Source organism: Vibrio sp. CDRSL-10 TSBA, assembly GCA_039696685.1.
Lineage (GTDB): Bacteria > Pseudomonadota > Gammaproteobacteria > Enterobacterales > Vibrionaceae > Vibrio.
This window is the reverse complement of the sequence record CP155565.1, coordinates 519183-532316: the sequence shown is the minus strand read 5'-3', so window position 1 is coordinate 532316 and position 13134 is coordinate 519183. Positions and strand designations below refer to the sequence as shown.

General features: G+C 47.9%; 6 protein-coding genes and 6 pseudogenes. 4 read left to right on the top strand and 8 right to left on the bottom strand.

The features are described from left to right. Window positions 1-11: 11 nt before the first annotated feature. A pseudogene (locus ABDK09_02500) lies at window positions 12-900 on the bottom strand (LysR family transcriptional regulator). Window positions 901-1151: 251 nt separating this feature from the next. On the opposite strand from ABDK09_02500, the pseudogene ABDK09_02495 reads away from it, so the two are divergent. Further along, a pseudogene (locus ABDK09_02495) lies at window positions 1152-3234 on the top strand (TonB-dependent hemoglobin/transferrin/lactoferrin family receptor). Window positions 3235-3629: 395 nt separating this feature from the next. Here ABDK09_02495 and ABDK09_02490 read toward each other — a convergent pair. From ABDK09_02490 to ABDK09_02475, 4 genes and pseudogenes are all read right to left on the bottom strand, one after another. Then, a complete protein-coding gene (locus ABDK09_02490) occupies window positions 3630-3881 on the bottom strand; it encodes a hypothetical protein (GenBank protein ID XAW88253.1) in 252 nt (83 codons plus the stop codon). Between the two features lies 1 nt (window position 3882). After that, window positions 3883-5575, bottom strand: a pseudogene (locus ABDK09_02485) (SgrR family transcriptional regulator). A gap of 74 nt (window positions 5576-5649) precedes the next feature. Beyond that, window positions 5650-5883: a DUF3389 domain-containing protein gene (locus ABDK09_02480; GenBank protein ID XAW88252.1), complete on the bottom strand. Its 234-nt coding sequence runs from the start codon at window positions 5881-5883 to the stop codon at window positions 5650-5652. Continuing rightward, window positions 5884-6337: pseudogene (locus ABDK09_02475) on the bottom strand (hotdog fold thioesterase). Between the two features lie 244 nt (window positions 6338-6581). On the opposite strand from ABDK09_02475, the gene ABDK09_02470 reads away from it, so the two are divergent. After that, the gene (locus tag ABDK09_02470) at window positions 6582-7376 is read left to right on the top strand and encodes a M48 family metallopeptidase (protein XAW88251.1); all 795 of its coding nucleotides are present in this window, start codon (window positions 6582-6584) and stop codon (window positions 7374-7376) included. A 136-nt stretch (window positions 7377-7512) separates the two neighbouring features. Beyond that, a complete protein-coding gene (locus tag ABDK09_02465; protein ID XAW88250.1) occupies window positions 7513-8076 on the top strand; it encodes a PhnA domain-containing protein in 564 nt (187 codons plus the stop codon). A gap of 130 nt (window positions 8077-8206) precedes the next feature. Here the strand turns inward: ABDK09_02465 and ABDK09_02460 are convergent, their stop codons facing one another. The 3 genes and pseudogenes from ABDK09_02460 to ABDK09_02450 form a co-directional block, all read right to left on the bottom strand. Further along, window positions 8207-8656, bottom strand: a complete 450-nt coding sequence (locus tag ABDK09_02460) for a helix-turn-helix domain-containing protein (protein XAW88249.1) — start codon at window positions 8654-8656, stop codon at window positions 8207-8209. Window positions 8657-8692: 36 nt separating this feature from the next. Further along, window positions 8693-9034, bottom strand: a complete 342-nt coding sequence (locus tag ABDK09_02455) for a DUF4258 domain-containing protein (protein XAW88248.1) — start codon at window positions 9032-9034, stop codon at window positions 8693-8695. 368 nt (window positions 9035-9402) lie between these two features. Then, a pseudogene (locus ABDK09_02450) lies at window positions 9403-11141 on the bottom strand (bifunctional UDP-sugar hydrolase/5'-nucleotidase). Window positions 11142-11489: 348 nt separating this feature from the next. Here ABDK09_02450 and ABDK09_02445 point away from each other — a divergent pair. Beyond that, a pseudogene (locus ABDK09_02445) lies at window positions 11490-13122 on the top strand (ATP-dependent endonuclease). The last annotated feature ends 12 nt before the right edge of the window (window positions 13123-13134 follow it).

Genomic DNA, 13134 nt, shown 5'->3' with positions numbered 1-13134 from the left:
GATGTTTCGGGTTAAACCAGGGACCAGTGCTTCTTAAGATACTGGATACACCAGGATTTTGCTTCACCAATCTTATTGCGGCGCCACGCCATAATCAGTTCCATATGACTTTCCGGACTGCCTTCAATAATTTTCAGCTTGCCTTCAGCAATCAGCGGTTTCCGCAACATGTTTAGGAATGGTGCCGATGCCCAGACCGCTTAACAACGCCTGACATTTGGCATTAAAGTTTGTCACGGTAAGACGTGGTTGCTTTTGCAGGATGTTAACGCTCATTGCCGGCTGATCGCGTGCAGTGTCAGCAATTGCGATTGCACGGTATTTTTGTCGTGCTTCGGCATCAAATCCACCGGTGCGTTTATGCACATAGTGATTGGTTGCAGCCACCCACACCATCTCCATACTGCCCAGCGTTTCGGCTTTGACATCTTGTGGCAAAGTCTCGATACGCGGACAGATTAGTAAATCGGCCCGATCGTCAGCCAAAGACTCCCAACAGCCGGCCAGAATCTCTTCCTGGAGACGAATCCGCGTTTTGCTGACATTTCCCAGAGCTTCGACCAGCGGAAAAAAGTTAGCAATAGGGATAATGCCGTCGAAAGCTAAAGTAATATCAAGTTCCCAGCCATTAGCCAGCAGAGTCGAGTCGTTGACCAGTTTTTCGGTCGCATTCAGAATGCCGCGCCCCCTTTCCAGGATCAGCTTACCCGCATCGGTAAAATTGGCTTTGTGCCCTGAACGGTCAAAGATCATGATATCCAGATCCTGCTCGAGCTTTTGAATCTGGTAACTGAGTGAGCTTGGTGCTCGATTAAGCTCATGTGCTGCCGCCGCAAAACTACCCCGACGGTCAATGGCATCCAGAATATGGAGCGCCTCTAACGTAATTGGACTTTGCAAATTGTTATCCTCTCATTACAGAATGGCATGCCTTATGGTGATCTGCGTCACACTTAGTTAATAAAGTAAAAACTTTATATCTTGCCAACCTAATTTTATAAGTTATTGATTCATATCAAACTAAACATACATTTATCCGCAGAGGATCACAAAAAACCGCAAAAATACAAATGCAAATGATAGTAATTATTATTTAGATCCAATAAACTCTGCCGCCGACAACGTTAATGAACTATAACAAGGTAAAGCAGATGTATAATCGATCCTTATTGTCTATTGCTATATTGCTTGCGCTCTCTCCTACTGCTTATGCAGATGATAATGCCCCAACAGAAAAAATCGTGGTATCCGCGACGCGGACAAACACTCAAATAACCGATACCGCCGCGTCAGTCACGGTGATTGACGATAAAGAGATTGAAAAGAATCTGGTTTCGGATCTCGATAGCCTGTTCAAGTATACCCCTGGGGTAACTTTGGAGACGAACTCCAGACAAGGTGTTCAGAGTATCAATATTCGTGGTATTGAAGGCAACCGTATTAAGGTAATTGTGGACGGTGTGTCACAGGCCAACCAGTTCAACTCAGGCTCTTCTTTTGTAAACTCTTCGCGTGTTGAAGTGGATACCGATATGCTCAAATCGGTAGAGATTGTCAAAGGCGCGGCCTCCTCTTTACAAGGGTCTGATGCAATTGGTGGTATTGTCGCATTCGAAACCAAAGATCCGGCCGATATACTCAAAGGCCGCAACTTTGGTGGTTATGCCAAACTGCAATACGGCTCCGCCGACAAAACCTTCAGCGAGTCAATCGCTCTGGCCAATAAAACCGGCGATCTGGAATCTCTGGTTGCCTACACTCGTCGTGACGGCGAGCAACAAGACAACTTTGGCAGCCCGGATGAAACCGACCACAGCGCGAATAACCTGCTGGTAAAACTGCAGTATCAACTCAATCCGGAGCATCGTCTGGAGTTCTCAGGCAACTTTATTCGTAACAAAGATGACCTGAAAGAGTTGGCATACAATGGTTACACTGATGCCAGCGGCCAGGACGAAACCGAACAGTATCAAATTGGCATTAAACATATCTGGGACGCAGGTTTCCTGATTGCAGACCGTATCACCTGGCAAGCGGACTGGATGAGCAAAGAGGAAACCGGTATCACTGACCGTACCAGCTCTTCAACCGGTAATGTGCAGCATAAAGATTACCTGTATAAAGATGAAGGCATTCAGCTGGATGCCCAGTTTGATAAATCTTTTGCCCTGGGCAGCTCTGATCACTACTTGGTTTACGGCGCTTCTTTCAGCGATAAAGATATCGAAAACACCAACAAAGAGTTTAACAGCGTCGGTTCTGACCAGGTGATTTTCTACATTCCGGAAGCAAGCGAGACCCGCTACGGACTGTTTGTTCAGGATGAAATTACCCTGGATGATTTTATCATCACTCCGGGCGTACGTTACGACTCATTTGAAACCAATCCGGGTGACGCCAGTGCGAAACCCTAGCCTGAACGATATCAGTGAATATACCAAGTACTCTGACTCGGCAGTGACCGCGCGTCTGGGCACCGTTTATAAACTGACGGAACAACATCGCCTGTTTGCCCAGGTCAGCCAGGGTTTCCGCGCCCCTGATTTCCAGGAGCTGTACTACTCTTACGGTAACCCGGCCTTCGGCTATGTCAACAAGCCCAACCCGGATCTAAAATCAGAAAAGAGTATCTCTTACGAGATGGGCTGGCGTTTTAACACCGATGCCAGCAGCACCGAAGTATCGGTATTCTACAGTGACTACGATGACTTCATCGACAACCAACTGGTTTCCGGTAGTTTTGCAACACGCGATGCGGTGTATCAGTCAATCAACATCGACGAGGCAACAATCAAAGGCGTCGAATTCTCAAACCAACTGTCATGGGACGGCTTCTTACCCGTTCAGGGCTTCAGCACCCGTCTAGTTGCCGCATACAGTGAAGGTGAAGATGATGAAGGTAACCCGCTTAACAGCGTGAGTCCTTGGAACGCAGTGGCCGGCATCAATTACGATTCCGCCCGTGACTGGGGTACCAGTCTGACATTGAACTACACCGCAAAGAAGAAACAGAGCGACATCAACGGCGATTACCAGCCGATTTCAGCCGCCACCGTGGTTGATATCACCGCCTACTACAAGCCGATTAAAGATCTCACCCTGCGCGCCGGTGTATTCAACCTGACGGATGAAGAGTACTACCACTGGAACGATGTACGTGATCAGTCTGCTGAAGATAAAGACCTGACGCAACCAAAACGCAACTTCTCACTGACAGCGAAGTACGAATTCTGATTGAGTACACGAAGACTTGAACTAAAAAAGCCAGCAAAAGCTGGCTTTTTACATTTTACTCGTTTTGAGAAACTTAACTCATTCAAAAATCGGTATTAAAAAGTGCGAATGGGCTAAATTATTTGTTCTCTGCCATCTCTTTTTTGACCATAACGACAGCAGCAACGATAAAAGTAATGATTAACGCGAGTTCCATTGAATCCCCCTGGCAGAATTTTTAAATAGCAATATGTATAAACTGCGCGTAGTTTACCACTTCGCCGCCATAATGGTAGTTTATTAACCAGAAAATGACAGTTTTTATAGATAAAAATCAATTTCTTTTCGGAACCAGTAAAAACATATGTTTTCTTTGCTTTATTTGTGAATTTTTACTCACTTAACTCCAAAAAAGGCTATTTTATCATCACCTTACCACCAGCAATTTTCAGCGCGGGCGTACCTCGAATCAAAGTAGATCGGGCAAATTCACTGCCACATTGCGGGCAGATACCTTCTGACAGAGTAAAATCCTGACTAATTCTCTCTTTAAAGCATTTCACCAGAGCGCCTTTGCCACCCTTGTGATATTTAAGCAATTGGGTACGGCATTTACTGCAGAATATATCGACGGTTTTTTCCGGTAACTTCTTACGTGGTTTTGCCATTTCAGTCCAACTCCGGCTTAACCCAGACCTGACTAAAATCAAACCAGCCTAACGCATTACATTTTGCGTTTTGTAACGAACCACATTGATCTTTCGACACACCAAGCCAACAGTGGAACATAGGGACGATTTGCTGCTGCTCCACCAGCGCTTTGCCGAGTTTCTTTGGCCGGAAATACCGCCTTCGCGTCTGCTCGCCATTCATCGACCAGCTCGCACCAGCTGTTAAAGTCATCGGCCCGGCTCATGTATTCGATATCCGAGTAATTGAGCAGCCAGCCGGCTAACGCGTCATCACGATGGTTAGCGATCCCCATGGCTTTAATCCAGATGTCCACCTGTTCAACTTCCGCGACCGTCAGTTCATATTTGATAAACTCGACGTCAATACCATCTTCGTTAAGCAGCTGTCGAATCACTTGTGCCAGAGTAGGAAACATCGGGTGCTGAGCATGATAAGCTACGGTGACCTTGTATGCTGACGGCGGCTGAATACTACTGTTGCTCGGAGCCTGATGATACCAGCCCGGTTTCAGCCCGTACGCTGGCAGCACACCAAGTTCAACGACTTTCTCTTCCGGAAGGCGCCGAAACAGGTTCAGTGTGCTGAGTTTATTCTGAAAATAGGTCGCCCATTGATCATTAGCAGCAATACCGTTGTTGCGGTTCAGTAACAGGTAGGTACAACCGGGATCGAGATCGACATCCTCCGTAAACGATCCACGTGCGGTTTTAATTGGGTTCGACAGACTCGGAAACACCATTGAGGAATGAGCTTCATCAATGACCCAGACTTCAACCCTGTCCAGCAGTGGCCGGAATCCAAAGTAGCCGTCATAAGCCTGTAGTACCAAACGTTTCTCGTCATTCACTACGACTTTGTATGGCCCGCTGCCAATCGGCATCAGGTCGAAATTATCCGGGCGTTCAGCCTCGGGTAACAAGATTTTGGCACACGCTTCGGCCATCAGCAGTGGCAGACGATGATCCGCTTTTTGCAGATGTACATCGACCACCCAGTCTCCCGGAGAATCAACCCGGTCAATATGGGCAAACAAGTTGACAAACCGCAGCGCCCACAGACTCTGCTTAACAATCTCGGTGGTCAGTAGTTCGCCGTTATGAAAACGAACGCCCGGACGCAGATAGAAGCGCCAGTGCAGAGGCGTGATTGCCTGCCAGGTATGCGCTAAATCCGGCTGCAGTTGTTCATCTTCATCCAGGCGGGTTAAGCCACTGAAAATTTGCCGGGCGATGTGCTGCTCCGAGCGGCGCATCGGTTTGGCGGGGTTAAGAATAGAGAGCGGACGGTAATACGGCAGACGCACAACCTGCAAACCTTCCTGATGCTGAACGCCGAGGTAGCTTTGAATCACCTGAGTCAGCTTAGCCGCATCCTGATCCAGTACAGAGAGTGCCTGGCCGATTTTGCCTTCATCCAGATAACGTCGGGCCAGAGTTTCGCTCACATCCGATCGGCTGCGCTTGAAAATCAGCCGCGATAGCTTGCCCCGCCCGGCCGCAGGATGCCATTCCAGCCAACCAGCCTCCTCCATCTTATTGAGTACGATCCGCGCGTTCCGTCGGGTACAGAACAGAATCTCTGTGACGTCTTCTAACTGGGTTTCAGCATCAAGACCGTTGAAATGTTCAAACAGGGTTTCAAACTGGATTCGTAAACGCGGGCTGCTCATAAAGGAGGAAATCTCATAGATCGATATTGATAAGAGATTTTCCTTATTTTGGTCTCATATTACAAGTGGGCTTGTCACAGGATTTCACACCCCAGTTCAGCCCCAATCTGCTGCAACTGCTGTTCGTTATCCAGTTTGATTGACCACTTGGCTTCACTGCCATTGACCGAAATAACATTCGCCCCTTTTCCTATCAGCTGCACAGCATCGCTTTGTGCTTGCAGCGTTACACGATGTTCACCATTGAGACGGACAACCAGTTCAAAGGGCGTCACAACAATTTTTCCGCTTTTAAAATCAATAACCATTCAGGCACCGCTATTCAGTTTTTGTTTGCTGTTTTTCGCTTTCTGCACCGCCATCGTTAAACGACTGGTGCACACCAGACGGCCGCGCGGATCCGTAATGGTAATCTGCCACACCTGGGTCGAGACGCCGAGATGCAGAGGCTCTGCTTTGCCAGTCACATGCCCTTCACGCATAGAAACGGATATGGTTGGCATTAATATCGAGGCCGACACAATACGAGTCATCATCCACACAAAAGTTTGCCGCAACCGAGCCCAGAGTTTCCGCCAGTACCACCGAAGCCCCGCCGTGCAGCATGCCTAACGGCTGATGAGTAAAATGGCATACCGGCATCGTAGCCGAGATAAAATTATCGCCAATTTCGCTGTAAACAATATTAAGGTGTTCAATCAATGTATTGGCCGATGTGCGATTGAGGATCTCGAGACTGATCGGCTTTTTCCAAATTTCCATGCAGCATTCCTGACTGTGATACATCGCTGTCGCGCGGAGTTATGCTCAACGCAATCGCGATTTTATTGATAAACCTAAGTTATAAATCTGAGGTATAGGCCAAAGCTATAAACCTAGTTAACCAAGGTATTGTAACGAGCTGAATGATAATGACAAAACACCAATAGCATTCCATTTTTTTTAAGTCGTGTTAGGATTTAAATCTATCACATTTTATTCGTGTCGTTTTGATCGGGAGACTCCAATGCGTTCATGGACCAAAGCCTGCTGTGCGCTGGCTGTTATCGGTTTAACTGCCTGCTCGGCCTCGCCAACCGGGCGTAACCAGCTGCTGCTATTTTCCAGCCAGGATATGACCAGTCTGGGTGACCAGTCATTCAGCCAAATGAAGCAGGAAGTGCCTATTAATCAGGACGCAAAGACCAATGCGTATGTGCAGTGTGTGGCTACTGCGATTACCCGCCAGATCCCTAAACAGAGCGGCTTTGATAGCTGGGAAGTGGTGGTATTTAACAGCGATGAAGTAAATGCATTTGCCCTGCCAGGCGGCAAAATCGGCGTTTATTCCGGATTGTTGAAAGTCGCGGTCAATGAGGACCAACTGGCGACCGTGCTGGGTCACGAAGTCTCTCACGTCCTCGCCAACCACAGTAACGAGCGTCTGTCTCAAACCCAGATAGCCAATGTCGGCATGCAGATTACCGATGTCGCGATCGGCTCTACCCAGTATGCCCAATATAAAGAAGCAACCATGGCCGCTCTCGGTCTGGGTGTGCAATATGGCGTGATACTGCCCTATGGCCGCTCGCAGGAATCTGAAGCCGATATTGTGGGTCTGGAATTGATGGCCAAGGCTGGGTTTGATCCCAAGCAAAGCATTGAACTGTGGAAAAATATGGATAAAGCCTCAGGTGGTGGTCAACCGCCTGAACTGCTCTCGACCCACCCTTCACACAATACCCGTATCAAAGACCTGACGGCTAAAATCCAGTCAATGCCCGCGTTTTCCACCCCGCGCCCTAACTGTGGCAGCGCTTAATTGCAGCGATTGTGGGTTATTTATCAGCAATTTTCGGTAAATAACCCACTGATTTTAAGTGTAAGTCAGAATATCCCTTTCTTTCTTGTGTGTAACGTGGATAATACGCGCTTACTAAAATTTATAAGGTGGGACTATGTCTACTGAAGCAACACTACTTGAGCGCTGCGAATCTAAATGTGAACTTTGTGCAGCCCAATCTTCACTGTCTCCTTTTGTGGTGGCACCGCACACTCAAATCACTGTCGATCACGCGGTTATGCTGTGTGATACATGTAAAGGTCAGATTGAAGAACCAGAGACAGTAGATGTAAACCACTGGCGTTGTCTGAATGACAGCATGTGGAGCCAGGTGCAACCGGTTCAGGTGCTGGCGTGGCGTCAATTGAAGCGCTTGTCAGCGGAAAGCTGGGCTCAGGATCTACTGGAAATGATGTATCTGGACGAAGAGACCCAGAAATGGGCAGAGATCGGCCTGGACGATGATGCTGAAAAACCGCGTGACGTAAACGGCGTTGAGCTGAAAAAAGGTGACGACGTAACGGTAATCAAAGACCTGCCGGTGAAAGGCTCTTCTATGGTTATCAAACAAGGCACAGTTGTTCGTGGCATCAGCCTGAGTGACGATCCTAAGCACGTTTCAGGCAAGGTAAACGGTCAGTCAATGTTCATCATTGCTGAGTACTGCCGTAAAAAATAAGTCTGAATGATCAGATTAATTTTCTTGGAAGATTAATCCGTTACATTCTAAGAACGCAAAAAGAGCCTTTCAAAGGCTCTTTTTATTTTTGCGCTTTGCTGTCACGTATTCAGCTTAGCGGTTTATGCCATTAGCAAGCTTTCAACCAATGATTGTCGCGCTCTTCGAGTACAATGTCAGTCATCATCACTTCTGCTTCAGCAGCTGCCAGTTTTTGCAGCAGTAAACCCAGGTTGCTGTCTTCATCAATTGACTCTAAAAATAGTTGTCGCATCGTCGCGTCGACGTTTTTAGGAATCGAGGTTTCACCTTTTTCCCAGCGGCCAATCGTTTGTTGATCGACTCCCAGAAGCTCACCCAATACTCGTCGTGAGTGATTGAAATGCTGACGCAAAAATTTGAATTCATCTCCGGTCAACGCCTGAGATTTTTCAACTAGCTGTATTGCGATGGCAATATGCAGACCATCCAAATCATCAATACTTAGGTACTCTTCACCATCAATGGTTTCCAGAGTGTAGCCGTTTTTCAAATGTACATTGGGCAAACCACACTCTTTGTAGTGGTATAATGCACTCATGTCTTACTCCTAGTGGAATATCTTTTATCTTACTAATCAGATATCAATAACTGTGATTATCAGTACTTGCGGGTCGTCTTCATGCCGCCTGAGTATTAAAGGTACCCGAATCGAATCACCAGAAGCGATGCCTTCAACATTCATTTGCCAATCACCTTTTGCGGTTTGATAAGGGCCTTCATGAAAACGATTAGATGTACTTTTCAAAACACACAAAACCTGTTGAATCGTGATTTTGCGCTCTAGCAACCTTTCCCTTGCGTGTTTTGAAAATTTCACCCGGGCTGTATGATTTTCCGCCAGGTCTCTTAGGATTCGTTTTGCTGATTTTGGTGTAAGCGGAAACTCCGCAATTTTTAAAGGCTCTGAACTGCTCATTCAGTAAATGTCCTTAGTAACTTTATATCAGACTGATACAATCATGAACAAACCATCTGGCTTAGTCAATAAGATTATATCAATTTGATATAATGAACACCTAATTCTGAATAGTTCGAGTGGGCGGATTCCCTGCAGATATTTCAACGTTCGATGAATTTAAATCTCCAAAAGCAAAAAGGAGCGCAATCGCGCTCCTTTTTCTTATATCCCGGCTAACGGCAGTACGTAGACAAGTACGGACCACACGCCAACCCAGGCTGCCACGACCGCAGCATCAAACCAATCTTTACCCCACATCCTTTCCTCCGGTACATTGTCGACCTGGAAACAGATTCCTTATAAGCTGGAGCAAAGACTGTGCCACATCAGCGGGAACTGCTGGTCAACGCCGCCTCCGAATGGGGACTGAGTAGATCCGGGTAGTCAGTCAAGACTTCAATAAAGGCATCGGCCATCGACACATTGGTCACTACCCCTTCATCTTTCATGTTCAGCAACGCGTCATAACCTTCTTTGCCTTTCATGGTATAAGCGGACGAAGTTCCACAATAATATTGATGGGCTTCAACAGTTTGCCATTCGCTGCCCAACAAAATTTTAAGCTGGCTGATGCGCTCACCTTTTGGTTTTTCCGCATCGTAATCAAACTTGAGATGACTGGTATAAGGGTAGCTGCCGGAGCCGGTTTCCTTCGACGCCGTTATTAATCGCGTTGTTGATCGCCCCTTCCAGCGTATCGGCAATGGTTTGCCCGCTGACGTGATAGACACCGATAGGAACGGCAAACGGCAACAGCTTCCCGGCAATATCTGCCACCGTAACCTTACCGGGCAGGATTGAAGTACGTACACCTCCGGCATTATGGATAGCAAACTGAACCGGATGACCGCGGTTTTGCATCGCATGTACAAACGATTGTGCCACCAAAGGCGCCAGCTGGCTGGGTCCCTCATCATCAGGAATGCGCACATGGCGGCGCGTCTGTGACGCTTGCGCGACTACCTGATTCTGCAACTCGCGTACACGGGGAATGTATTTGTTGAGCAGAATGCCCTGCACCTCCGGATCTTTTTTACACACCACCACGTTAGGATGATTGTTGACCCACTCGCAGGCTTCAAGGTGAGCCGAATCACTGCCGGCCTCATTCATACTCGCATCCAGGAACAGACGACGACCCAACAGCAGTTCATTACGCCCCTGAAAACTGACCACCTTACCCTGCTCATCAAAATCGATATGACAGTGGCCCAGTGACAGCGCATGTAAACCGGCCTGAACTACGTATGTATCATTGATGTGCTGACCATACGCTTCTTCACGAGATAATCCCAGCGCACTAAAGTCACCCTGTAACACATGACTGTGTCCGCCGACAATCAGGCTGATGCCATCGACCTTTGCCGCCAGTTCTTTATCCGCCTGATAGCCCAGATGGCTGACCAGGATAATTTTATTGATACCGGCACGGTGAATCTCATCAATAGTATTACGCGCAGTCTCTAAGGCATCCACAAACGGAGTATCACTGTCCGGGTTGGCGATATCGGCCATTTTATCCAGCGACAATCCAAACAGCGCAACCTGTGAGTCGCCGGCAGGTTTAGTAATCCAGTTCGCGCAACGACGTGTAGTATCGTACGCTTTTACTTTGCTGTTCTCAGACAGGCGATGGGCCTTATTGGCTCGCTCTGCCGATAAATCCCAGTTACCGGCCAGCAACGGAAAATTGATTCGCTCGGCAAATTGCGCGACCGGTTCGTTACCCATATCCAGTTCGTGATTGCCAAGGGTCATTGCATCAATGTTGAGTGCATTGAGCATATCGGCGTTGGCTTTGCCTTTAAACAGGGAAAAATAGAGCGTTTCCCTGGAAACAATCACCGGCATGGACAAACAAAAAGCTGCGCTGCATGCGCTTCGCATCGTCCCGCAACTGATGAATTCGGGTAGCAATGCGGGCAAAACCACCTGCACTGACGAAAGGCATCATTGTATTACCCTGGATATCCAGAGTCAGTTGCAGGGAGGTTGGTTCGAAGTAAGAATGGGTATCGTTGATGTGAGCCAGAGTGACGGACGTTATCGCTTTTGTTTTCTTCATATCGTTTTTATCTCTTTTTTCTCTCTTTCATCCTAGCCATGTGATCATGACAGAAACGTGACTTTTATGAAATGGCTTTGAAAAGAAACTTACCCGCTTAGACGTACATCACATTTAACGCGTATAAAGTAATGTAAACAGAAAGGAAATCAGGCAAACGATTACAGAGCCCGGTAGGCTTTGGGCAACAAAAACAGAAAATTTCTATTCTGCTTCAAGTATTTATTTAGTTATTGCAACGAGTTTGTGAAGTATCCGTCGGCTGAAACACGCTTTTTCCTTTATTCTTTATTCATTATTCTTTAATAAAAGAACTCAACACGAACATCTAGCAAGGAAGTTGAGCCTATGCATTTAGAGCGAATTGAAGTATCAGGTTTTCGTGGCATTCGTCGTTTATCGCTCACTCTCGATGACCTTACCACTTTGATCGGTGAAAATACCTGGGGTAAATCGTCGCTGCTCGACGCACTGGCGGTGATGATGCCTGCCAATGGCGAACCGTATAAGTTCGAATTGCAGGACTTTCACGTCGATTATTCTATCTCGCACCCGCAGACCCAGGATATCCAGATCATTCTCAGTTTTATCGCCTCGGACCGCAAGGAGCCTAAAGCGGGCCGTTACCGCAGTCTTAAACCGGTTTGGCGTGAAGATGATGAGGGCCAGAGCCGGATTATCTATCGTATCAGCGGCTCACGGGTGCAATACAATATTACCACTGAATACGCATTCCTCGATTTGGATGGCAATCCTATTGCGATTCATCATCCGGAAAATCTCGCTAAGGAGTTGATGACCCTGCATCCCGTCATCCGCCTGCGCGATTCCCGTCAGTTTGAGCGTCCGTTTGATAACAAGCATGATGTGAATTCCCGGGTAGAAAAGCGTATCAATAATACTTGCCGCCGTTTGATGGCGATTCCCGGTCACGTCAATAAAGGCGAAATGCGCAGTAGCCTTAATGCGATGCACGCTCTGGTAGAGCACTATTTCTCCTTCAAAGATCAGGGGCGTAAAAACCCGCGCCGCGAGCGCGAAAGTCTGGTTTACGGCACACCAACCAATGAAAAGAACCTGACTCAAATTGTCGACGAAACCAAAAACCGCCAGACCCGTTTACTGCTGCTGGGTCTGTTGAACGCTTATCTGCAGGCCAAAGGGCCGCATCAGTTGCGGCGTTTTGCTCGTCCGATTCTGATCATTGAAGATCCTGAAGGCCGTCTGCACCCGACTCACCTCGCCCGCGCGTGGAGTTTACTGACCCTGCTGCCCATGCAGAAAATCCTCACCACCAACAGTGGCGACCTGCTCGGTTCAGTGCCGCTGCATTCGATTCGCCGCCTGGTCAGAAAGTCCGACCGCACTGTCGCCACCAGCATGCCGATCAAAGGTTTGGGCCGGGATGAACTGCGCCGCATCGGCTTTCACATTCGTTTCCATCGCTCCGGCGCATTATTTGCCCGTTGCTGGCTGCTGGTCGAAGGTGAGACTGAAGTGTGGCTATTCAGCGAAACTGGCGCGCCAATGCGGCTATAACCTGGCGGCAGAAGGCGTGCAGATTATTGAGTTTGCCCAGTCGGGGCTGAAATCTTTAATCAAAGTGGCCAAAGCCTTTGGTATCGAATGGCACGTGGTCACCGATGGCGATGCCGCCGGTAAAAAGTACGCAGCAACGGTTCAGGGGATGTTAGGCCATGATCAGGAACGCCATCGCCTCACCGAATTACCGGATCGGGATATTGAGCATTTTCTCTATGCTCACGGTTTCGAATTCTTTTTTAAAGACATGGTGAAAATCCCCCATGACCATCCGATTCCGGCCAAAAAAGTCGTCACCAGGGTGCTGAAAAAACATGCCAAGCCTGATCTGGCGCTGGCTATCGTCTCCCACTGTGAGGAGAACGGTGTGGATTGTATTCCCGTGTTACTACGCTGGACCTTAAAACGGGTGATTACCATGGCAAACGGGAATACATAACACAAAGCAAAT